The sequence below is a fragment of the Paenibacillus sp. GYB004 genome (assembly GCF_036577605.1).
GTDB lineage: Bacteria > Bacillota > Bacilli > Paenibacillales > NBRC-103111 > Paenibacillus_AB > Paenibacillus_AB oceani.
In genome coordinates this window covers 184816-208813 of record NZ_JARBDB010000011.1, presented here as the reverse complement: position 1 = coordinate 208813, position 23998 = coordinate 184816, and the positions used below count along the sequence as shown (strand labels likewise).

19 protein-coding genes are annotated in these 23998 nt (G+C 53.7%); all 19 read right to left on the bottom strand.

Annotation, left to right across the window (positions count from 1 at the left end; translation table 11 throughout):
• Positions 1 to 1311, bottom strand: coding sequence for an ABC transporter substrate-binding protein (locus PV433_RS06910; protein ID WP_332071449.1), 1311 nt, complete (start codon positions 1309 to 1311; stop codon positions 1 to 3).
• A gap of 436 nt (positions 1312 to 1747) precedes the next feature.
• Positions 1748 to 2758 (bottom strand): LacI family DNA-binding transcriptional regulator, encoded by a 1011-nt coding sequence (locus tag PV433_RS06905; protein ID WP_332071448.1) that lies wholly within the window; start codon positions 2756 to 2758, stop codon positions 1748 to 1750.
• Between the two features lie 149 nt (positions 2759 to 2907).
• Positions 2908 to 3117: a CDGSH iron-sulfur domain-containing protein gene (locus PV433_RS06900; RefSeq protein ID WP_332071447.1), complete on the bottom strand. Its 210-nt coding sequence runs from the start codon at positions 3115 to 3117 to the stop codon at positions 2908 to 2910.
• A gap of 114 nt (positions 3118 to 3231) precedes the next feature.
• On the bottom strand, positions 3232 to 4497 hold the full coding sequence (locus PV433_RS06895; protein ID WP_332071446.1) for an ABC transporter substrate-binding protein: 1266 nt from the start codon (positions 4495 to 4497) through the stop codon (positions 3232 to 3234).
• The gene (locus tag PV433_RS06890; protein ID WP_332071445.1) at positions 4490 to 5851 is read right to left on the bottom strand and encodes an ABC transporter substrate-binding protein; all 1362 of its coding nucleotides are present in this window, start codon (positions 5849 to 5851) and stop codon (positions 4490 to 4492) included. Before PV433_RS06890 ends, PV433_RS06895 begins: the two co-directional genes overlap by 8 nt.
• Positions 5852 to 6266: 415 nt before the next feature.
• Positions 6267 to 7169: a dihydrodipicolinate synthase family protein gene (locus PV433_RS06885; RefSeq protein WP_332071444.1), complete on the bottom strand. Its 903-nt coding sequence runs from the start codon at positions 7167 to 7169 to the stop codon at positions 6267 to 6269.
• Between the two features lie 28 nt (positions 7170 to 7197).
• Positions 7198 to 8124: a ribokinase gene (gene rbsK, locus PV433_RS06880; RefSeq protein WP_332071443.1), complete on the bottom strand. Its 927-nt coding sequence runs from the start codon at positions 8122 to 8124 to the stop codon at positions 7198 to 7200.
• 80 nt (positions 8125 to 8204) lie between these two features.
• Positions 8205 to 9173, bottom strand: coding sequence for a phosphoglycerate dehydrogenase (locus PV433_RS06875; RefSeq protein ID WP_332071442.1), 969 nt, complete (start codon positions 9171 to 9173; stop codon positions 8205 to 8207).
• Positions 9173 to 10003 (bottom strand): carbohydrate ABC transporter permease, encoded by an 831-nt coding sequence (locus PV433_RS06870; RefSeq protein WP_332071441.1) that lies wholly within the window; start codon positions 10001 to 10003, stop codon positions 9173 to 9175. Before PV433_RS06870 ends, PV433_RS06875 begins: the two co-directional genes overlap by 1 nt.
• A 10-nt stretch (positions 10004 to 10013) precedes the next feature.
• Positions 10014 to 10886, bottom strand: a complete 873-nt coding sequence (locus tag PV433_RS06865) for a carbohydrate ABC transporter permease (RefSeq protein WP_332071440.1) — start codon at positions 10884 to 10886, stop codon at positions 10014 to 10016.
• Positions 10887 to 10970: 84 nt separating this feature from the next.
• On the bottom strand, positions 10971 to 12287 hold the full coding sequence (locus PV433_RS06860; RefSeq protein ID WP_332071439.1) for an ABC transporter substrate-binding protein: 1317 nt from the start codon (positions 12285 to 12287) through the stop codon (positions 10971 to 10973).
• A 397-nt stretch (positions 12288 to 12684) separates the two neighbouring features.
• Complete coding sequence (locus PV433_RS06855; protein WP_332071438.1) at positions 12685 to 14373, bottom strand: response regulator; 1689 nt, start codon at positions 14371 to 14373, stop codon at positions 12685 to 12687.
• 33 nt (positions 14374 to 14406) lie between these two features.
• Positions 14407 to 16107 carry a sensor histidine kinase gene (locus tag PV433_RS06850; protein ID WP_332071437.1) on the bottom strand — a complete coding sequence of 567 codons (1701 nt, stop codon included), beginning with the start codon at positions 16105 to 16107 and terminating at the stop codon, positions 14407 to 14409.
• Positions 16104 to 17432, bottom strand: a complete 1329-nt coding sequence (locus PV433_RS06845; RefSeq protein ID WP_332071436.1) for an ABC transporter substrate-binding protein — start codon at positions 17430 to 17432, stop codon at positions 16104 to 16106. Before PV433_RS06845 ends, PV433_RS06850 begins: the two co-directional genes overlap by 4 nt.
• A 252-nt stretch (positions 17433 to 17684) precedes the next feature.
• Entirely contained in the window at positions 17685 to 18230 is a 546-nt protein-coding gene (locus PV433_RS06840; RefSeq protein WP_332071435.1) for an AraC family transcriptional regulator, read from the bottom strand.
• Positions 18231 to 18473: 243 nt separating this feature from the next.
• Positions 18474 to 19043: a sialidase family protein gene (locus tag PV433_RS06835; protein ID WP_332071642.1), complete on the bottom strand. Its 570-nt coding sequence runs from the start codon at positions 19041 to 19043 to the stop codon at positions 18474 to 18476.
• A gap of 561 nt (positions 19044 to 19604) precedes the next feature.
• The gene (locus PV433_RS06830) at positions 19605 to 21353 is read right to left on the bottom strand and encodes a sialidase family protein (protein ID WP_332071434.1); all 1749 of its coding nucleotides are present in this window, start codon (positions 21351 to 21353) and stop codon (positions 19605 to 19607) included.
• A 58-nt stretch (positions 21354 to 21411) separates the two neighbouring features.
• A complete protein-coding gene (locus tag PV433_RS06825; protein ID WP_332071433.1) occupies positions 21412 to 22293 on the bottom strand; it encodes a dihydrodipicolinate synthase family protein in 882 nt (293 codons plus the stop codon).
• A 68-nt stretch (positions 22294 to 22361) separates the two neighbouring features.
• Complete coding sequence (locus PV433_RS06820) at positions 22362 to 23687, bottom strand: ABC transporter substrate-binding protein (protein WP_332071432.1); 1326 nt, start codon at positions 23685 to 23687, stop codon at positions 22362 to 22364.
• Between the last annotated feature and the right edge of the window lie 311 nt (positions 23688 to 23998).

Below are 23998 nucleotides of genomic sequence, written 5' to 3'. Positions count from 1 at the left end.
TCACTTGGCTAATTTCATTTCCGCTTCAATCGCCCGGTTAGCCGCTTCTTCCGCTTGGCGCAGCGCACTGTTGATGTCCAGGCCGTTATCGACGATGTTTTTGACGGCATCGTTAAGTGGGGTATTGATCAGCGGATCGTAAGTCGTCGGCTCATACGGAGGCGCAAAAGAGCTCTTAAAGACAGCCTTGATGTTTTTGCCGTTCATCGACTTCATGTTCGCACCATATTTATTTTTGATCGTTTCGTTGCTCAGTGCGGTAAAGCGGCCTCGTTCGGTAATCACGGTTTGAATCTCTTCCCCCGTCAACAGCTGAATGACTTGGAACGCTTCGTTTTTATTTTTGCTCAGAGCCGATACGGCAAGGAAGTGCCCTGTGGACTGGAAACTCGTATTCGGACGTTCGGGGTAGCTCGGGAATTGCGTGACGTCCCAGTTGAAATTTTCCGGGGTGCCGTGCAATTTCTCCAGAGCGGCGAACCTCGCATCGTAACTGGCGACCATGGCGAGTGTCTGGGTTTTCAGGAAATGGTCCAAATTGACTCCTTTGTTGCCGGGTACGGCGTTAATTCCCTGAATAACTTCCGCCACCTTTTTCCATCCATCGGTATTGATGAGCGCTTTATTCGTCTTTGGATCCACGCGCGGCAGCGATAACTGCGTGGACATGTCGGTAATTGCATTGGTAAGCAGTCCTTTGTACTCGACGCCGTTTTCGCTTCTGGAAAATTTCGCGGCGAGCTGAATCGTTTCTTGCCAGGTCATCCCTTCCTTCGGATACGATACGCCGAAACGGTCGAACAAATCTTTGTTGTAAAACAAAGCGAGGAAGTTCAAGGAGAACGGAACAGCGTACAACTTCTCGCTGCCCCCGTATACTTTGGAGGTTTGCAGCGCCGCCGGATCGAACTGATTGACGTTCATCCCGAATTTCTGGATGTACGGCGTCAGATCTTCCGTTGTGCCAAGATCCCGATGTGCCTTGATCTGGAGAGACGTGATAAACATAAAATCAGGAAAGCTTCCCGATGTAAGGAGTTCGCTAAGCCCGTTGTTGCCGTTTTTGTTGCGTATCATCTCGACGGTGATGTGCGGGTATTTGGCTTTTACAGGCGCCGCGATCAGCGTATCGAACTCTTCGTCGGTAATGGTCGCCCCGTCCTGGAGCATCTGCAGCGTAACCGGTTTGCTTGGTTCCGTCTTCGCCGTTTCCGGGGCGATTCCCCCGGTTGCTTGTTTTTCCCCGCCGCAAGCCGCCAGCAACAATGCCATCATGCTTGCAGAGATGATTGCTCTTTTACTCAATACCATGCCCGACCCTCTCCTTTATTTCAACTGGGCTTTCCTGTACATCACTCTCAAAAATAACGTTACATATTCGAACGTCCGGTTCATGTCGTCAGGTTGGCACAGTGCCAGCGGCACCTAGTTTCTTATGATCGTAAAGCTGTGCAGTTCGAGTTTTAGCGATACCTCCTCCGATTTTTTTGCCGGTTTTTCGCTGTCCAACCTCCTGGTGCGATTAAATCGTAAAACAATTGTAAGCGCTGTCAAATATGAGATTAGCGACTGCTGCATGCCTACTCACCCGCTATTTCCGATGGGTACCCTCCCCCCATACGGCAGATGGTTCCATAGTCTCCCTTCTTGTCGAATTATACACACGTGTACATAAAATAATGTGCTATTTACAAACTAATAATAGCACACGTGTTCATAATGTGTAAACTGCCCCCTGCATATTTTTTTACAGGGGAGGCGGCGTGGCCGAATGTCTGATTACGAGCTCACTTTTAATCTCTTCCACTTGCCAACAGGGGGTCACTTCGTCCGCTGCGTTTTTTTCCGTCAACATGGCTATCGCCCGTTCCGCCAAAACATGGAGCGGAGGGCCGATCGTCGAGAGCGGAACCTCGAACAGCTGCAGCTCCGGAACGTCGTCATAGACGATTAACGACAAGTCTTCAGGAACACGGATTTTGTGGCGTCTCAGCATTCTGGCCAGTTGAAAAAAGGTCACTTGGCTATCCAGTACGAACGCCGTAGGTTTTCCGCTCCCAAGCAGCAGATCGGTTACGGCCTTCTCGTCGAACGGTTCGTCGGCCGAGTGGGAATCTCCGATCGATACGAGAAAATCTTTTCGAAAATCCAGTCTGGAGTCGACGATGCCTTGCGTAAATCCGACCAGTTTGTCCGTCGTCTGCCCGATAAAGCCGATTCGGGAATGGCCCAGCTCGGCCAAATACCGGACCGCTTCGTAAATCCCCTGCCTTCTGTCGATTTTCAGGCAGTGGGCATCCTCGACCGTACCTCCGCCAATCAGCAGCATGTCGCCTTTGAACCGCTCTTTCTCCTTCAAAAACTCTGCGGGCGCCTCCCAATCCGGTGCCGCCCAATAGATGACGTGATCGACAAACTGCTGGTTCAGCGTACGCATCGCTTCAACCGGTTCGTCCAGCGACAGCAGCACGCTCATCCCCTTTTTGCCGGCCTCTCTCTGGATTTCTTTACTCAAATTGTAGAAAAACATCGATTCGAAAGCAGGCCAAATCATACCGATGCAGTTCGATTTCCGTTCGGCCAGCCGTTTTGCCGCCAAATTCGGCACATAATTCAACTGTTTGGCAATCCTCAAAATCTTCCGTCTTGTCTCTTCGTTTACGCCAGGGTCGTCGTTGAGCGCCCTTGACACGGTCGGATGGCTGACGCCGGCCATTTTGGCTATGTCTTTAATCGTAACGGTCATTCGTTGCGGCACGGCTCCTTTCCCCCTAATCGCCGGGATTGCTTCTTATTATATTACACGTGTGCAATAAAATAAAGCTTCGCTCCTTTCCGGCATCATGGCCGCATAGGAAACAGCCCGGTCTCTTATCGAGTCCGGGCAACGTTTATGTAAACCATCTCCTACTTCGCTCTCGGCTCGCTTTTGAAGCCGATGGACTTATGCGTGCCGTCGCAGAACGGTTTGTTGCCCGATCCTCCGCACCTGCACAGCGAGAACGACTCTTTGTGCTCGAACGGGTTTCCTTCCGCGTCCACCAGCTCGACCGGCCCGGTCACCCGAAGCGACCCGTTGTCGTTAACCTTAATTGTGACTTTGCTTTGGTCTGCCATAAGTTTGCCTCCTTGTACGATAATTACTACCAGTATATCCGGCTACATGCGGAAAAAGACGAGCCGCTATCGTACTTGGATTCCGAAAAACTCATATTGGAATTTATTGGGTCATCATGGAGCTTTTGCGGAACGCAGGAGCAATTGGCCTTCGTTCTGGATTTGCTCCAAGGCTTCATTAGGAGTTAATGTTCCTTTCATGACAGCTTCCGTTTTCTGATTGACCAGTTTATTCAAGCTGTTCGGAAAATCCGCGGGTACTCCCCTTCTACGCAAACTTTCAAAAGTACCAAACGTATCGAAGTTCAGTTTATAAAACGGCTCCAGAGACACGCCCTCCCTTTCCCTGCTGTAGGATGTTCGCGTAGAGAGTGACTTAAATTGCAATTTGGCTATATCGTCTCCATTCACAAACTTCAAACCTTCCCAGGCCAGGTCCGGAGAAGCGGCTTTGGCATGTATGGTATAGATGTCATTTAGCCCGATCGAATGATTGAAGTCGCGGTCCTTGGAATTGGATGGAGTGGTTACGATACTCCAATTGATCTCCTTCCCTTTTTCCTTTAATACGGAAATGTATTCGGGGCTTCCCAGCGTCATGGCCGCTCTGCCTTCGATAAATAAATCCGTAATGTTCGTATCCACGACCCCTTTCTTGTTCCAATCCATAACGGTTTGGAACAAGTGCCGCCACGAATCCGTGTTCATTTGCAGGTTCTCCATCGATGCATCATAATAACTGAGATGTTCCGCGTGGGCAACCATCGATAATTGGCTATTGATCCCCCCATAATAACGAAAACCGTAAACTTTTGCATTCCCTTCGCCGGAGGGAAATCGCGCGGCCAATTGATACAGTTCTTCCCAGCTCATCCGATCGGTCGGATATGGGACACCGTATTGGTTAAACAAATCGATATTGTAGTAAAGGGCGGTACTATTGAAGACGGGGGCTAGACCGAATGTTCCGCCTCCGCTGATCTCCTTCAGGTAGCGGACGACCTGAGGATGCACCGGATCCAGATCGAATTGATCCCGTTTGATCCGGGAGCTTAAGTCCAGCAAAGAACCGCGTTCCAGCATCGTCACATAGTCGGCGGGAGTAAGGAATGTGACAATGTCCGGTTTCAACTCGTCTATCTGTTCCGCTATTTGATCCGGAGACCCATGCTCCACATCAACCATTTCGAAGGTAATATTGGGGAAATAAAACGGTAAAATTTTTCCTGCGGTTCCATAATAACTAAACTGATTCATAACCGCAATTTTCAAAGTTCCGGTGAGCTTATCCGGTTCCGGGGTGTCTGACGAACAGGAACTGACAACGAGAGCGATCCCCGTTAACAGTCCCGTCAAACGACCACGTTTCATTTTACTCATCTTGAACACCCCGATCTTGTAGCAGCATCACATTTCCCTGTTCTTGAATGACGCGCAAAGCGTCGGAAACGGATAATTTGTCGTCCAACAGATCCGTGATCATTTGTTCGATCAGCGGTTCCAACCCGGCGGGTATTTGCGCTACAGCCGCTCCCTTTTCCTCTGTTTTTAAGGAATAAAAAGCTTCTATATTTTTCTCTTGAGGAAATGAAATGTTTTTCGTCCTAACAGGCAGCTTATTGAATAAAACGCCGTTTTGGATCGCATTCGTTTTCTCCATCCGATCGCTATGTAAAAGCTGCAATATGGTCCAGCTCTCTTCTGCCAGTGACGTTCCCGAAGCTATAGAGTGTAGGGTTTGAAATTGCACATAGTTGGAAGGAACCGCGCCTCCATTGCTCGGCAAAGAAACCAGATCCCAGTTCATACCGGGCTCAAACCGGTTAATATCATTGATAAGCAGAGGCGAATCGATCGTCATAGCCGCTTTGCCGGTTGCAAACAGACTGTTGCTTCTGGCTTGCGCGATGACCGCCTCGTAATTTTTAATCCATTCTTGTTGATCCGACTGTGCCCGCAGCAATGACGCATCAAACATAGCCCCCGACCGGTAAGCGTCAACAACATTCGAGAACACTTTCTCCCAAGCCGCAGTTTGTATGGTCATTTTTTGACCGTTTGCGTCGATCCATTGCAACCCTTCCATATCTCCCGCATAACGCCATACTGTTCTCGGAGTCATATTTTTCATATAAAATCCGACGATAGGCTCCCCGTCTCCTTGTCGTGCAAAGCGATAGGCCAGATACAACACATCCTTGAAGCTCATCCCGTTACGGGGATATTCAATCTTCAGCCTGTCGAACAGATCTTTATTAAAGTATAAAGCGCTGGTTGAGAAGGATGGAGGTACACCATATAGACTTCCTTGCCCTTTATCGCGAAGCAGGTTCGTCACAACGGGTGCATATTGGTCAAGGTCAAACCGATGTCTCGAAATGTGCTGATCCAGCGGAAGCAAGTACCCTTCCTGGATCATCGTTTCGAACAATCCTGGAATAGGTAGTATTGAAACGATATCCGGCTTATGGTTTAGTACAAATTCGATAAAGGATTTGATGTTCAGTTTGCCAGGCTGCATTAGATCCGAATAGGGAATGATCTCTATCTGCAGCTCCGGAAATTTATACTCCAGTACATTCGCATACTCGCGACGGTAAGTCTCCTCATTTAAGAACATCAGCTTGACCACTTTTTGCTGTTGAACTTCTTTTTCCTCTCGATTGCAGCCTGCTAGCAGGAACGAAAAGAAGCCTATTGATAATATAAAAGAAAAAATGTATTCCTTCTTCATCCAACCCCTCCGCTAATTTAGATTCGGACATTACAATAGGATCGACCAACTCAATTCGAAACAACATGAAGGAACAGTCATTCAAAAAGGATAAGTACGGTGTTAAACAAAGGATAAGTCATGTAACTAATTCTATGTTTTCCTTTTATTCCCTCCTCGTGATTTATAATCGATTATTAAACTTTTAAAAATTTCTGTGGTTACATCACTTAGATGCAGGTAAGTCACTTAGCAGAAGTTTTGCCGGCATTATTCGCATTTTAGTTTATGTAATTAATATTTGATGTTATTAAATATAGTACCGCATCATATCCAACATAATTTGAAGTTTGTTATTTCTTTTCAACAACAAAAAAACCGCCCGGTAACGGTAACCGGAACGGTTTTTCAAGACTATCCATCCATCTACTTCGGATTACGCATACCCGGTCAGTGCATTCAGCTCGTCCAGTCTGCGCTTCAGATCGCCGATCTCCGCCTCGGGCAGATCGAGCTGAGGTGCTCTCATGTAGCATGCGTCGATGCCCCGGAGTTTGAGCGCTTCTTTAAAGTAGGACATGTTGCTGCCGCTTCTGAGCGTTTCGCAGTACCGGATCGCGATCCGCTGCAGCTTTCTCGCCTGATCCAGATCGCCTGCGAGAAAAGCTTCGTATACCGCGACGAACGGTTCGGGATAGACGCACGAAACGCCGGAGATAACTCCTTCGCATCCCATCGCCAGAGCGGGCAAAAACAGGCGGTCCGCCCCTTGCATAACGGAGAAATCCCCGTCCCTGATGGTCAAATACTCGTTCGTCCGCAAAAAGTCCGGATAGCTGTATTTGATGCCGATTACATTCGCGCATTGTGCCGCCACCTTCTCGGCGACATCGGTTTTCAAATCGTTGGCCGCACATTGAGGAATGTTGTACAAGTACACCGGGAAGCTGTCCGGCACACTCGAAGCGACTGTTACGAAATAATGCTCCAGCTCCGCGTCGTTCGCACCGAAAAAGGCCGGAGTCACGACCCCGATACCGTCTGCTCCGATCTCGCTCGCATGCATCGCCAGCTCAACCGTATCGTTCTGGGTCATCGCGCCGACATGGATAAACACCGTAACACGGCCCGCCGCCCGGCGTACGACCGTTTCGGCGACCGCTTTGCGTTCGGCTACAGTCAATCGCAGCATTTCGCCGGTTGTGCCGAGCGGATACAAGCAGTGAACTCCTTTCGAAATGAGAAACTCCGTCAATCTCTCCACGCTTTCGAAATCGATCGAACCGTCTTTACGAAACGGAGTGACCATAGCCGTCGTTACGCCGTATAAATGTTTCATTTCTCGATCTCTCCTCTTCTGAGCCGTACTATTCGTTCGCACTTTGCCACAACGCTTCGACCTCTTGCCTCGTCGGCAGCGAGCTTTGGGCGCCATGCCTCGTCACCGTAATAGCGGCGGCAAGTTGCGCCAGCCGGATCGCCGTATCCGCGTTCCCGGATGCCAGGTAGCCGGCCACAAAGCCGCCGATGAAGCTGTCTCCGGCTGCCGTCGTATCGACCGCATTCACTTTGCGGGCCGGATACGCCTTGACCGTGCTGCTGTCGGCGTAATAACAGCCCTTCTCCCCCATCGTAACGATGAGCGCGCCGACGCCTTTCTCCGCGAACCGCCGGGCCGCTCCCCCGACCGAATGCTCGTCGACTTGATCGAGCCCTGCGATCGTTTGCAGCTCGTGTTCGTTCGGAATGAGGAAATCGACATGCCGCAGCAGCTCGTCGTCCAGCTTGCGGGCAGGCGCCGGGTTCAACACGGTCGTTTTGCCGAGCGCTTTCGCCTGGCGAAGCGCATAAGCGACGGTCTCCATCGGAACTTCCAGCTGAAGCACGACCATATCGCATTGCTCGATAATATCGGCGCGGCTGTCGATATCGTCCTTGGTCAACTCTCCGTTCGCTCCGGGGACAACGACGATATGGTTCCGCCCCGCCCGGTCGACGGTAACGAGCGCCACGCCGGTCGGCTGCCCGGACGACGTATGCACGGCGTCCGTATCCAACCCGGACGCTTCGAGCGATTGCAGCAGTGCCGCTCCATTGCGGTCCGCGCCGACTTTACCGATCATCCGCACCGGGGTTTGCAGCTTGCCGATCGCCGCCGCCTGATTGGCCCCTTTGCCGCCCGGCGCCTCGACGAGCCCGCCGCCCTGCAGCGTTTCTCCCTCCGCAGGCAGCCGATCGACCGTTACCGCAATATCCATATTCAAACTGCCGATGACGACAGCGCTTCGTTCCATGGCTCCCTTCCTTTCCTTCCGATTAATCTGCGGTGTTCCCATCCTTATCAAACCGCCACTCCCGCGGGGGGCCGCAGCTCTTAACCGGCGGCAACCGGATTGTCCGGCTGCTTGCCGGCGAATACGTCCAGCAGCGCTTGAGCCGTGACGAGTCCGACCCGGCGGTACGTTTCCTCCGTCTCTGCAGCCGTATGCGGCGTCGTGATGATATTGTCCAGCTGAAACAGCGGATTGTCCGCCGATACCGGCTCCGTCTCATACACGTCGATTGCGGCTCCCGCAATCGTTCCCGACTTCAGCGCGCGGTACAGCGCCGCTTCGTCGACGAGCGCCCCTCTCGCCGTATTGATGAAATAAGCGCCGCGCTTCATCGCCGCAAACCGCCCGTCATTCATCATATGACGCGTTTCGGGAAGGCTCGGCAGGTGCATGCTGACGATGTCGCCACGCGCCAGCGCTTCCCCGGCGCTGACGAGCTCGACGCCAAGCTCCGCGGCTTTCGCCGCATTCGGGTACTTGTCGTAAGCGATAATCTCGACGTCGAATCCGCTCAGCTTTTTGGCGACCATCTGGGCGATGTTGCCGAAGCCGAGCAGAGCGACCGTTTTGCCCGCCAGCTCCCCGCCGACGTGGCGGTCCCAATACCCCCGCCGGGCCGACTGGTGCAGCGCCGGAATGCTGCGGATCAGCGCCAGCAGCATTCCGACAGTCAGCTCGGCGACGGCGTTCGCATTCCCTCCCGGTACGTTCGTCACCCGAACGCCGTATTCGCGGGCTTTGGCCAGGTCGATATTGTCCACGCCTACGCCGAACCGGGCGATCGCCTTCAGCTTCGGCGCCAGCTGGAACACCGCTTCGTCCCACGTATCCACGCCGGCCACGACGCCGTCGATATCCGTAACAAGCGGAGCGAGCTCCTCGAACGTATGCGGACGTCCGACCTTGTTCTCGATCACTTCACAGCCGCCCTCCTCGAGCAGCCGCTTCGCTTCCGCGCACAACCGCGAATAATTCGTCGCGGTCACCAGCACTTTTTTCAGTTCGCCCATTATTTGACTCCTCCTACGGTCATGCCGCTAACCATATATTTAGAAGTGAACAGGTACATAATGACGACCGGGATCGAGGCGAGAATCGAGCCGCCCATCAGCGGTCCCCAGGCGAAGACGTCCCCGACGATCATATCCGACAGCCCGAGCGTCAGCGTCTTGTCCGAGCCCTTCGTCACTACGACCAGCGCATACAAATATTCGCTCCAACAAAGCGTAAACGAAAAGATAAACGTCGCCGCGATTCCGGGAGCGGCCAGCGGGAAAATGATGCTCCACATCGTGCGCGCCCGGCTGCATCCGTCGATCATAGCAGCTTCCTCGATTTCGACCGGAATCGATTTGAAATACGAGATCAGCATCCAGGTCGCATACGGAATCGTAATCGTCGGATAAATAATCATCAGTCCGTAGATCGAATTATTAACGCCGATCAGCGAGACGAGCATATACAACGGGATGAACAATACGGCACGCGGCATCAAATAAGCGTACAAAATGCCCCGGGACACGATGCTTCTGCCGCGAAAACGCAGCTTGGCAATCGCATATGCGGCCAGCATGCTGACCGCGATCGAGCCGAGCGCGACGAATACGGAGACGACCAGCGAGTTTTTGACGTTCAGCAAAAACCCGTTCTCCGTCAACAGCTTCTCGTAAGCCGACCAAGTAAACCGCTCCGGCCAAAACGTCGGAGTCATCCGGTAAATCTCGGCATTCGATTTGAACGAAGTATTAAACATCCAGTACAGCGGAAACAAAGCAAAAATAAGCATGACAGCCAATGTAGCGTATACGATTATCCGGTTCGCGATCGATCTATGTTCCATCTGCCATCACCTACTCATTCGATGAAAGCGAACGCTTCGTGACGAAGTTGATCAGCATGATCAGCGGAGGCATCGTCATGATCGCGATTGCGATCGCTTTCCCCAAGCTCATATTCAAAAATCCGATCGTGTAGCTAAGTGTAGACAGCACCTGTGTCCCGTTCGACGGCCCGCCGCGCGTAAGCAGCCAGATGATCTCGAAATCGTTCAGCGTCCAGATCGTCGTCATGACGGCCGCCAGCACCGTTACTTCCTTCACCGAAGGCAGCGTCATATAGAAAAACCGTTTGATCGCCCCGGCTCCGTCCAGCATCGCCGCTTCGTACATTTCTTTGGACAGCGTCTGCAGTCCGGCCAGGATGGCGATCCCCATAAACGGAATGCCGCGCCAGACGTTGACCAGGATGACCGAAAACATCGCCAGATCGGGACTGGCCAGCCAGCCGACCGGCTGCGAGATGAGATGCGCCTTGAGCAGCAAATGGTTGAGCACGCCGCCCACATCGGAATAGATCCATTGCCACGTAAAAACGGAAACGATCGTCGGAATCGTCCACGGCAAAAACAGCAGTACCCGGAACACGTTGCGGAATACGATTTTTTCGTTCAGCACTAGCGCCATGATCATGCCGAACACCGTTTTGCCGATGACGGCCACCAGCGTAAACACCGCCGTATTCCAGACCGCTCTCCAGAAAAGCGAATCCTGGACGAGCTCGATGTAATTGCCGAGTCCGATAAACGTGGCGTTACTGCCGACGACTTTATTCGTGAAGCTGAGGTACAGCGCCCAGCCGAACGGAACGACCATAACGGCAAGCAAGTAAATCAATACGGGACTCATCAGTGCATACGCCAGCTTGTTGTCCGTGTTCGTTCTCAAGTGAAATCCCGCCTAACTGTAGGCTGCGGGCGCAGGCAAACCGTGCGAAGACACTGCCTTGGACCGCAGCCTGAATTGGTCTTATTACTTCTTATAAATCTCTTCGATTTTCGTCTGCAAATCTTTGATCGCCGTCTCCGGCGTATAGCTCGGCTCGAGCAGCAGCTTTTGGAACGTATCGTTCACGATGCGCAGATTGAACACTTCGCCCGCCTTCGGATTGTATTCGCCCGGATAGCCGAGGAAGTAGAACCCTTTCACCGAATCGACAAACGCTTTGTTTCGCTCGTCCTGCCACACCGGCTCGCTCGTCAGCTTCGTATACACCGGACCGGTAAGCGGCGCGCCTTTTTCAATCCACGTTTTGTACCAGTCGGTCGCGAGCATATACTCGACGAACTGCTTGGCCAGCTCTTTGTTTTGCGAATCTTTGAAAATGCCGAGGTTGTTGCTGATCCCCGGAATAAACGTTCCTTTCGGCCCGGCCGGATAAGGAGCGATTCCCGTCTTCTCGTACAACTCCGGGTTGTCCTTCTTGATCGTGCTGAGCAGGCTGCCGACGTTGAACACCATTGCGGCCTGGCCGCTCAAATACGCTTTGTTGTTGCCGCTGTCGTCCCAGCCGATTGCGCTTGGAGGCGTGCTTTTGTCTGTCATGAAAATGTCGCGGATTACCTTCGTCGCCTCGATCGTTTCCGGCGAATTCGCAATTACCGTCTTACCGTCCTTCGTGTCAAGCGATCCGCCGTACGACCAGATGATGCCGCGGGTGAGGAACTCGGCGTCGGAGTTGCCTTTGCCGTAGCCCATGCCGGCGCCGTACACGCCTTTGCCCGGATCGGTCAGCGCCTTGGCCATCTTGCGGAACTCGTCCCATGTTTTCGGAGGGGCGTCGAAGCCGGCGTTTTTTAGCAAATCTTTGCGGTAGTACAGCACCTGCGATTCGGTCCAGAACGGGATGGCGTATTGCTTCCCTTGGAAGGTAATCGCTTTTTTCATGCTCGCCTGCATCTCGCCATTTTTGCTTTCGATCGATTTGACCAGATCGGTCGTATCCTCTAGCACGCCCTTGGCGTAAAATTGGCCGATTTCCTGATAGCCGAAAAATGAGATGTCCGGTACGGTCCTCGATTCGATTGCGGCAGACCATTTCGGGTAGAAGTCTTCATAAGCGATCAGTTCAATATTCACGTTGACGTTATGTTCGGTGCCGAACTGCTTGGCCCGCTCTTGCACGAGCTTGTTTTGGTCCTCGAACAGCTGCTTTTTCATCCAGAACGTGAGCGTCGGCTTGGTTTTGTTGTCGGCACCCTGATTCGCCGTCTCTCCTCCCGTGCTGCAGCCCACAGCCAGCGCCGCAAGCAGCGACACGGCCGCCCCCTTCTTGATCCATCGATTCATTTCGTGGTGACCTCCCGTTATAGCGGCCGCCATATGCGCCGCCTTCTTGATCAGAGCTTCCGTGCAACCCACCGCTGCGGGGAACGAAAACCTCTTGTCTCCATAGTAAGACGTTTCCGTTACGCTTAAAATGACAACTATTTAACTGGGATGATACTAATTTAACGAAATCGCGGCAGTCGGTTCGGATAGGAGTTTTTGAGTGTGTTTGGTTGAAGTTTTATGGCGGCAGGACGCCTTACCGTCCCGTAAACAGCTTTCTTGCGCGGGTCCACAAAAAACGACCTGCGACACTTGCTGGTACTAGACTAGACTAAACTAAACGCTTTAGCAGCTTCCATCATAAGCAACGCTCAAAAAAAGCGGCTGCATCCCTTTGAGGATGAGCCGCTTCCCGCTATAGTTCGCCCACCGTTTCGAGCTTCTGGCGAAACTCTTGCGGTGTGACCGAATAATATTTTTTGAACACTTTGATAAAATAGTTCGGGTTCTGATACCCGAGCCGCAGCGCAACCTCGTAGTTTTTCAGCGACGGATCGGCAAGCAGCACGGCCGCCTTCTCCATTTTCAGACGCAGCACGAAATCGCTCAAATTTTCTCCGGTTTCCAGCTTAAAGATTCGCGACACATGAACGGGGTGCATATACATCGAGTCGGCGATCGTCTGCAGCGACACGTCGTCTACCAGATGCTTTTCCACAAAATGCTTGATTTTCCGCACCGCGTTCTCCCGGTCGTTGCGCGTCTCGCTCTCCATACATTGCTGCAGCAGCTCCAGCGACTGGAACATCCACTGATGAAACGACTCCAGCGAGCGGATCGGCGTCAAGCCGGTCACATCGGACAGCAGCGGGCCGATCATATCGGTCAGCTGCCGGCCGTTTTTATGCGCGAACGAGCTGAACGAGGCATAGATAGAGAAAAACGCCTCCGTCATATGCTCCCGGGAGTCGGCCCATTTCAAGCTCAGCTCCTCCCAGACGCCGTTCAGCTTGTCGCGCGTCCGCTCGAAGTCGCCGGACTCCAGCAGATGGACGAGCATCGGCGGTTCGTTCAGACGCTGGAGCGCATGGACGGGCATCCGCTCCAGTTCGTCCGACACGTAGATGAGCAGGCCGCTTTGCTGACCGACTTGTCTGCGCATCGATAACAGAATCTCTTCGTACAATTGCTGTATATCCGCCGGGAACGAACCCCAGCGGCTGATCAGGACCGACACACTGCCTTTCAAATACCGGGTCACGCCGAGCTGCAGCTGGGACGCGATCGATTGGAGCCGGCTCTCCTCAGGTTCCGTCGCCCGCTCCGCGAATGGCATCGGCGGCGCCGGCGGCTCGCTCTGCTCCGGGCTGCTGCCCCGCCGTTCCCGCAGCGTGACCAGAAATACGAGATAGCCGTGTATATCTTTACAGCTCCACAGCCTGAACTCGTCCTCGAACAGCTCTTCCGCCATATTGACGACCGCGTACTCCATCAGCGACAAGCTGTAAAAATCGAGCTCGGCCAACCGGTCTTCCAGCCTGCACAGCAGCAGCGCGAACCGTTCGTCCGTCGCCATCTCGATTTTGAGCGATTCCAGCTTATGCCCGAGCTTGTCCGCCGACAGCTTCGTTCCTTGCAGCAGATCGGCGAGAAGATCGCCGCGCAGCTTCGGAAGATGCTCCTGGAACGCTTTAGCGACACGCTCGTACGCCCGGCTCTCATCTCGTTCCCTCCGCAGCTCGGCGACCAGCTGGCCGGCCTTGGCCAACACTTCGTCGTCTCCGACCGGCTTCAGTAAATACTCATGGGCGTCGTGCCGGATCGCCTCTTGCGCATAAGAGAATTCCGCATGGCCCGACAGCAGGATGCATTTCACCCATTTCCATTCGCGGCGGACGAGCGCCAGCAGCTCGAGCCCGTCCATGCCCGGCATGCGAATGTCGGTCATCATGATATCGATCGTATTCGTCTTCAGCACTTCCAGAGCTTCACTGCCCGAATAAGCTTTAAATACGGCGGAAATGCCGATTTCCTGCCAAGGCAGCGTATCGGCCAAGCTGTCTACCACACTCGCTTCGTCATCGACGATCAACAGTTGAAACATCCGAATCCCTCCTAATCGGCCCATAAGCTCCAGTCACGGCGTATCCAGCCGCTCCTCCCATACCAGCTCCACGCGCAAGCCGCCGGATTCGGAGCGGCCGAAGATCAGCCCCGACCTTCCGCCGTATTTATGCACGAGGCGCTGATGCGTGTTCCACAGGCCGAACCCGGTCTCCTCGTCTTGGGGCGACGCGACTTTACGCTGCAGCTCCGCAATCTGCTCCATGGACAGGCCGGGACCGTTATCTTCAACGACGATCCGTCTCACCCCGTCTTCCTCCATGCCGGTAATTGTAATTAAGCCGAAGCGGGCGCTGTTTTCCACACCGTGCACGATCGCATTTTCCACAAGCGGCTGGACGAGCAGGCGCGGAATGTCTAGGGACAGCATCGGTTCGGGAATGTCGATCTCGTAATGAAACCGCTGCATACGCATCGTCTGGATCGTCAAATAGTTTTCGATCAGCTTCATTTCTTCGGCCAATGACGCCGTGGGTTTTTCGAGGCGGGTCGAATAGCGGTAATACTCGCCGAGATTAAGCGCCATAGCGGATACCGCATCCTTATCGCCCAAGTTAGACATGTTTTTAATATAAAACAGACAGTTGTACAAAAAGTGCGGATTGATTTGCGACTGCAGCTGCTTAAGCGTCGCTTCCTTCGACCGAAGCGTCTCCTTGTACACTTTCTCGATCAAATCCCCGATTTGTCCGGCCATCTCGTTGAAGCTGCCGAACAGAAAGTCGAATTCGTTGTTCGGCTGACGCTTCAGCCTGGCCGAATATTGGCCGTCCTTGATCCGCTGTACGCCCAGGATCAGCATCCGGATCGGCCGCTGCACGTTACGATACAGCAGCAGCGTAACCAATACGCCGAGCGCCATCAGCAGGCAGATCGAAGCGTAAAACAAGTTCCGGCTTGTAACGATTGGAGCGAACACGGACTGGAGCGGGACGATATCAACGAGAAACCAGCCCAGACTTTCCGAACGGACGTAATTGACGATATAGGTGCCGTCCTGCAGCTGAACGGTCATACTGCCGCCCTGCGGGGACAGCTCCGTCCCGTCCAGCCGCTCCGCGATCCGGTCGACAAGCGTCCGGTTGGCCGTGTAGCTGATGATCGGCTCGCTTCCGGCATGGTACAGGAACGGCTCGTGCTCCCCGCCCTGCTTGAGCAGGTTCAGCATATTCCGCAGATTGTCGTCGGTAAACCGCACCTCGACGAGCAGGTTCGGAATATCGCTCTCCTTGATCCGCGAGAAAAACGTTTGCGTAATACCGAACGTAACCGCGCTCCGGTGCGACCACAATTTCCATTGCGGGTTTCGGATGTACCCTTCGTCGAATTGGACCGAGTAATCGGTCGATAAGATTTCTTTGGAATCGAGCAGATACAAAATAATCTGATTGTTCCACGCGCTTGTCGCAATCTGCATGTTAAGCATCTCGACGATCCGGTTGCGCCGCTGCATCTGCACGACCCGCGAATCTGCGCTTCTGCCGTCCAAATACTCCTTGATGCTGTAGTCGCGGCTTGCCGTTACCGAATATTTCGTCAACTGATCGATCATCATTTCCATCTGGCTCATAAAAAAGTCGAGCCGGTTTTTGTTGCCGGCTTCGATCGTATCGCGTACAACGTTTACGCTAACCTGATTGGAGTATCCGTACAGAAAAATGATCGGAATCAGCAGCGAGACGAGCAGTAAAATGATTTTGCCGAACGTGTTCATGGGCTTCGCTCCTTGTCGATGAGCGCTTGAAACTCGCGATTCGCTTTGTCGGCCGCAGTCTGAATGTCTTCGTCCAGCAATCCTTGAACGACGATATCGCCGATCAGATCACGAGCCGCCCCTACATCGACGACCTTCGGGCGGTCATGACCAACACCGATGCGCATCGATTCCGTTACGACGGCAATGTACGATTCCGGAAAACCCGACATGCCGTGCGGATCGCTCCAGACGGACTGACGCGCACCCGGATTTCCCAATTGCTGCGACTTCAACACAATGTCCTTGCTGGTCGCCCAGCGGATAAATTGCCAGGCGGCCTCCTTCCGGTCCGACGCCGCGTTCATTCCCAGGCCCCAGGCGGTAATGCTGTACGGCCTTGCGCCTGCCTGACCCGCCGGGAATGTGGCGAAGCCGACCTTGCCCTTGATGGACGACTGCTCGGAGCCGATCGCGATCGAATAGATGGCGCTCGCGTCGGTGTAAAACGCCGCTTTTCCCTGCGAGAACAACCCCGCCGCTTGCTGCCAGCCCATGTTGAATACGCCGGGAGGACCGTACCGCTTCAGCATCGTCACGTAGCGGCCGATCCCCCGGATCGCTTCCGGGGTATTGATCGCTGCCTTGCCGTTCTGCTGAAAATCGGCTCCTTCCGAATACAGGAAGGAAGACAGCTGGGTGACCAACGCATTCCGCTGTCCGCGGGCTACGAAGCCGTATACGCCTCCTGCCGGATCGTGCAGCGTCCCGGCGGCCGCCTCCAGCTCGCTAAGCGTACGCGGTACGGATAATCCCGCTTCCTCCAGCAAATCTTTGCGGAAGTACAAAATCTGCTGCTCCGTCGACAGCGGCATCGCCGCAATCGCTCCGTCCAAGGTGACGGATTCGACGGCAATCTGGGAAAAATCAGCGAAGTCATACTCCGCGTCACCGTCTATAAACCGGTCTAACGGCTCCAGCGAGCCGCTTACGCCGAACAGTCTCAGCTCCTCCAGCGGCCGAAGCATGAATACGTCCGGGTTGATGCTGCCCGCCGCGAATTGGACGGACAGCTTCTGGCTGAGCTGTTCATTCGAGAAACTCGTCAAATCGACCTTCAATCCGGTTTTCGCTTCGAATTCGGGCAGCAATACCCGAATCGCATCGGCCGCCGGACTGTTGCCCATATATACCGTAATGCTTCGCCCGAGAAGCGATTCACCCATGCCGCCGGGGCGTTCCGCTTGCCCGCCGTCGTCGAGGCAGCCGGTCGTCCATGCCGCCATCAGCGTCAGAAGCGCGATCGTAAGATAAAGCCGAAGGCTGCGTTTGCGAATACGTATCATTGAGGCGATCTCCCATTGTTTATTCCGGATAATCCATTATAAGAATAGCTTGTCCCGGTTTGAAAATGGTATTTATTTAACAACTGCTATCTATTTTTAACGGATTTGCCCTCGCTGCCCGTTTTTGGAAATAAGGAAGGCCGCTCCTTTAGCGAAGCGGCCCTTCCCCGATATGTAATTTGCTGTAGGAGCGAGAGGCTGCGCGGTGCACCGAAGCTGCAGTTGAAAGCATGTTAACGGCTAGCTGGCAGTCTACTTTCCCAAATACATCCCATAATCTAAAATCACATTCCCCTGATCGTCCGGAGTCGTAAACCGCGGATGGTTGTATCGCTCAAAAAACCACCACCACTTCTCTTCCGGGCCCTTAAAATCATCACGAAAATGCCCCATCTGGTTTTCCTGCAGTTTGGCCATGCACCGATTATGGGGCTCCTGCCCGTACAGTTCGCCGTTATTCGAGTTTCCGTAAATCCAGCAAATCCCTACGTCCCCTTCCGGGATATCGACGGAATCGAAATGCTCGGGGACAGCCGTTTGTTCCGGGAAAAAGACGCCGATCCAGTATTGAAAACTGTTAGCTTGGTCCGAACAACCCATCAAGCCTAAATATCCGTTCTCGATCCCTTGAAGGACGCCCAGCTGTTCAAGCTGTTGGAACCAGCCCTTCTGAAACCATTCCCTCCATTTGTGACCATAACCGCCGTCAGGTCCCCGATCCGCATCGGTGTAACATTTGCCTATGAATCGCAGGGAGGGTAAATGTTCTTTGCAAACTTTAATAATCTCGGCTCCCAATGTATAACCTCCCCTAATCAGCTATCGTTCCAGTTCCATTGTAGCATGTTTATGCACGTAATTTCATAAACCGCAGGAAGCGGCACTGGATCAATAGCTGTATACAAAAAAATAATCCGCGATGTACGCGGACCCCTAGTGGTGCATCTTCTGTTTAGTATCGGCAACTCTTCCTAATAGAGTCATCCTCCGCGTTTACCCGGTTGATTGAACGTCATCTTTATCTTCAGTTTATCCGATTTCTTAGGAAAAAACGATGTCCGACAGCCGGATTTTCCGCACCTTCAGCCGGGCGAGACGCGAGCGGTCCTCCGGTTCACCGGCGCAATAAGCGAGCAGGACGGAGTCGCTCGTGAAATGGATCGCCGTGTAGCAATAACCCCCGCGGTCCTCCTCCAGTTCGGCGGCGAAAAAGTCCGCCCATGATTGCCCCTCGTCTTTGCTGATCGCTCCTACCAGCGGCGTACGTCCTCCCGAAATTCTGGTATATTCCCTCGTCTGATAATGAGGGATCGGATTCCAGACGGCGAGCAGCGCGTCTTGATCCGGTATCCGCTTCATCGAAAGCGGCGAGCAAGGCGAAGAGAACGGGGTGGGCTCAGGCGAACTCCATGTCTCGCCGCCGTCTCGGGAATACATCCCGTACTGGCAGCCGACGTCCGTTCGAGCCCATGCGAACAAGCTGCCGTCGCTAAGTTCAACGACACCGGGCTCCTGAAGACCGCTAATCGTACGTGAATACGGCAGCACGCAGTAATTTTTGGCTTCTCTCCATGAAAATCCGTCGTCATCGGACAAATAAAAGTGCGCCACACCTCTGACATCGAGCGATTTCCAGTCCGCCCGGCTATCGCCGCGCACCTTGTGATAAGCGGCGGGAAGACCAGTCTGCCGCTGACCAGCCGAATGACCCGATCATTATTCGTCACATAATAGCCCGGCCCGGGGATACAACATATCGCTTCCCCCCATGTCTTTCCTTCGTCGGCAGAACGCCGGAGATGAAGCCGCATATCGTGCAAACCGTACCGGATTAAATAAAACAGGCCGACATCCCCGTTCTGCATACGCATAAGCGACACGCTCATCAAATTCATCGCATCGTGCTCTTCCGGACTTACGACTCGCTCATCCCCGGACCAGCTCTCCCCTTCATCCTCGGAATACCGTGCGGCGAGACAAGCAAGTCCCGCATCCCCGCTCGATTCTCCGATGAACCTGCTGTAGATGAATAACAGCCTGCCGTCCTGCAATTCGAGAAACGCCCCTTCGCTGTTGCGCGGATTCCCTTCTCCCGGACGCAAATCCAATACGACGCCGCCTTTTTTTTGCAGCATGGTTCGACACCTCTTTCAATGAATTTTCTGTCCCGGCTCATACGCCCGTATCCGCCCATACGGAATCCGCCATAAACCCTTTCGTGTCCGGCAGCGCTCCCACCGCACCGGACTTGAGCCGCAAATAACAAATCGGCGTTCCATCACAGCCACGATTCTTTTGCTGCAAGACGGCAAGCGTCCGTCCACCGTCGAGGGCGACCTGACAGCGCCCTTCGTCCATATTCCAAGCGAAGGCCAGATCCAGCCATTGGTCGAGCTCCAATCGGCTGCCGCCGTCGATTTGTCCTTCAGGGCCGATGGTTAGCTGGAAAACCGCGTTTTTTTCACCATCCAGGTACCAGGGATCGTAGAAGGCATCATTCAACGAGATCCATGCTCCCTGAAAGCCGGAATTGAACTTCACCCGCAGGTGAAGCTTACCCCGGACACCGTTTCCGCCCGGGAAGTTCCAAGTGGCTCCGTCCGCCGGTTTTTCCGGGTCGGCTTTTCGGATATGCAGCGATTGGGCCCCGGCCCTGTCGGGGTGGTCAACCAAACAAGCTCCTTCGGTTCTCGGCGGCTTCTTGCCAAGACCCGGTGTCTCGCCGTCCAGACCGTACACGGTGTAAGTCGACCAATCGAGTAACCCGCTTGTAAAAGAATCCGAACGTTTCGTCTCGCACAGCCAGTCGGGAGCAAAGCGAAGCATCGCCCTGGAAATGCCTTGACCGGTCGTCAGGAAGATCGTTCCGTCTGCCAATTCGACAGCACTCGGATAAGCGACCCCGACATCTCCTTTAATCGGCGTTTCATTTCTTCTAGGGTCCAGCAGCAGCTCGCGATATCCACTCCACGTCGTCCCGCCGTCGTCCGAAATCGCTCCGTGCAGGGCGTCCCGCCCGCTGTAAATGCCGATCGCGCCTCCTCCGGCCGCCTCCATTAAAGGAAGCTGGGGCTGGTTGCACCAGAAGGCGACAAGCCGGCTGTCCGACAGCCTGATCACATATGCAGGTGAACTGGAGCCGCGGAGCGGAGAAGGGGTTGCTGCAGACCACGTGCTGCCGCAATCGGTGGACAACGCTTCATAGATCGATCCCGTTTGAGTTCTCATGTAAATGCTGAGCAACCCGGGTGCACGTTCGACGATGCATCCTTCGATCGCCCCGTAATTGGCTCCGTTGAAATCGTCCCGCACCGGGGCATACAGCGGCTTGCCGTCCGCATAATCCGCTTCCGTCCATGTCAAGCCATTATCGTCGGAGTAGTACACATGGCTGTCCAGCACGCCTTCGCCCGGTACGGCCGGGACCCTCCATTCGCCGAAAGTGGCAACCAGCCGCCAGCCCCCGGATGTTTTGATCGTCGTCAGCCCTTTTGCAGCCCCGCACCAAATGCCGGAACGGATCGGGACGGCTTCCGACCAGCCGGTGCGCCCTTTCACGGATTTGATATGGTACACATCCATAAACCGGGTGACGCCTATCGCTCCCGTCCCGTAGTATACCTGAAACATCACATGGATTTCCCCGTCTTCATCGATCAGAGAAGCCGTAGAATACCAAGTCTGGGTGTCGATCGACGGTCCGCCCTTATCCGGGTATGCGACCGGAGGAGTAGAAAATTCCCGCTTCGGCTCCTCCCAAGTTCTCCCTCCGTCCCGTGATGTACGGGAAACGATATGGGAAGGCTTGGAGGATTTATCGGTATAAAAGAATCGAATCGCTCCACCCGGCAAACATACGGCGCTGCCTTCCGGGCCGAACGCATCCCCTAGATATTCCGGTCCCCCTGTATAATTGTCCATACCGCTCCCTCGGCTGTTTTCCGACAACCAGGCAATGCCGGGACTATATCCCGAAATGTTAGATCAGTGCCAGCCGCTGCATGCATTCATGCACCTTTTCCTGCTGCTCCGGGCCGATCGGCTGCATGTAATCGGGATGAAACGTCCCTTCGTATCCGAGCAAATTCATCGCATGTGTAAAGGCCGGGAAAACGCCGACTTCGACAAACGTATCCCGCAGCAGCAATATCCCGTCCAGACTCCGAGCCGCGGCTTCGTTGTCCCCGGACTCGAGAGCCTTATACATGGCAGTGGTTAAAGACGCGGTACAGCTGAACATGCCGTCCAAATTGTCGCGGATTCCGTAAGCGTATGCCGCATCGAACACATCGAGGCCGCTGAACATGATGCGAAAATCGGGATTGATAGTCGGCTGCAGCCTCGACAGCACTCTCGCCGTCGTCAGATCGCCGGTTTTGATGCCGCCGATGTTCGACACCTTCATCAGCTTTTCCGCCGTTTGTGCCGAAATTTTGCTCTGCGTCACAACCGCCAAATCGTACAAATAAACCGGATATGGCGAATAAGCGGCCAACGACGTGAAAAAGTTGACGATATCGGCTTGCGTCAGCGGGTAATAAAACGGCGTCGTGGCGACAACTCCATCGATCGCAAGCCCGTCGAGCCGATCCATCCGTTCTTGGACCCGCCCGATCGAATTGTCCATTACGCCGATGAGCACCGGACAAGCTCCTCTCGCCTCTTCGACGGCGATTCTGGCGATTTCGGCTGTTTCACCGCCGCGGATATAGGGCTGCTGCCCCATCGATCCCATAACGAGCAACCCGGCCGCACCTGCTTCAATTTGATCCGCGACGTGTCGACGCAAGCTTCCTTCGATCAATCGTCCATTCTCGTCCAGAGGCGTACCCAATGCCGGAAAAAAGCCTTGTTTTCCCATGTATGTTCTCTCCCTATTCGGCTCCAGGCCGTTTGATATCTATGTGCGCCGGTTTATCACCGGACCGCTCACTTTCCTTGCTCGGTCGCGATACGCTTATCTGCACGCTCTCCCGCTTCTCTTAATACGGTGTTCACATCTTGGCCGGCCAAATGATCCTTGAGCGCAGTCGTCATCTCCGAATTGCCGATGGTCAGATAAGGGGTGATCGTTAACGGAGCATACGTCCGAGGAATAAGCGCCTTCACGTTTTTCCCCTGAAAACCGGGCAGATCGGCGCCGAAAGTCTGCATCAGCTTATTCGGGTCTTTCGTCACCGGCAGGATGGCCGTCGTTCTGCCGAGCCACTCCTGGAATTCGTCCGAGGCGATAAAGGCGAGCACCTGGAACGCGGCATCCCGCGATTTGCTTTTACTCGTGATATAGAAGTACTCGGGCGCAGCCTGAAAGCCGACGCCCGGTTTCTGCGACAGCTCCGGCGTCGATACGGCGTCCCAGTTCGGCACCTGCTCCGCCGTAGGCTTGATTTGGCCGCTTGTACCCATAAACATCGCCACCGTCTTCTCTTTTTGGAATGCGAGGGGAATGCTTGTGGTCGGCGGTTCGTTGCCGGGTATTTTGTAAAACCGGGCCATGTTGTCAAAAGCTTTGACGAAGCTGTCCTCCAAAAATTTCGACTTGTGCGTCTTCGGATCGAAGTACGGCGCCGACAGCTGATTCGTACCCATAGCGTTTTCGAACTGGATCGCAAAGCCCTTGTACGACGTTCCGGAATCCGTGCGGGTCAGCTTTCTCGCCAGCTCGTAGATTTCGTCCCAACCCATGCCGTCCTTCGGATAGGACACCCCGAATTTGTCGAACAAGTCTTTGTTGTACAAAAAAACGAAGCTTCCGCTCGTCCATGGCAGGCCGTAGATCCCCCCGTTCGCGAGCTGACGCTGTATGTCGATCAAGGAGGGCTCGATGCGGGTCAGATCGTAATTGTACGTTTTGATCAAATCGCTGATATCGCTTTCAAGTCTCAGATTGGTCAAATAAAGCGACGTCGTACCGAGAGAGGAAATCATAATATCGATCGGTGCGCCGGAGGCAAGATACGAAGCATAATAATTTGTCCCCTCGGCGAGAGTCCGCGGTACGTACTTCAGCGTGTAGTTCGGAAACTTCTTCTTGATCTGCTCGCCGAAACGCTGCATGAACAGCTCATCCTTTTCCCCGCTGCCCGGATAAGCGATATACAGGTCGGTCGGCGTATCGACGACTTTCTGGACCGACATCCCAGGCTCCGGGGTTTTGCCTGTATCTCCCGGAGCGGTATCCGTCTCCGGCTTACTTCCGCAAGCGGTCGCGACAACGCATATTCCGACTGTTAGCCATATTTTTTTCGCGAGCATCCACACCATCTCCTTGTCTGCTTAGGTACAACGTCAATCTGACCATTCGTGTTTCCTTTGACCGCCTTCGACTTGAACTCTTCTTTCGAAGTATCACAAAAAATGAAGTAAACATCTCCCCTCTCAATATATATTATGGTCCGACCAATAGAAGGATTCAATTCCTTATTTATTTGTACAAGTTCAGTTGTACATTGGTCATACCATAATATCTTAAATTATTTTTAGCATACAAGGTATATCCGGGATCGTCAATAAGTTTTTATACTTAAAACCGGTTTTTTACGATAACGTGAAACAACCAAATCAAT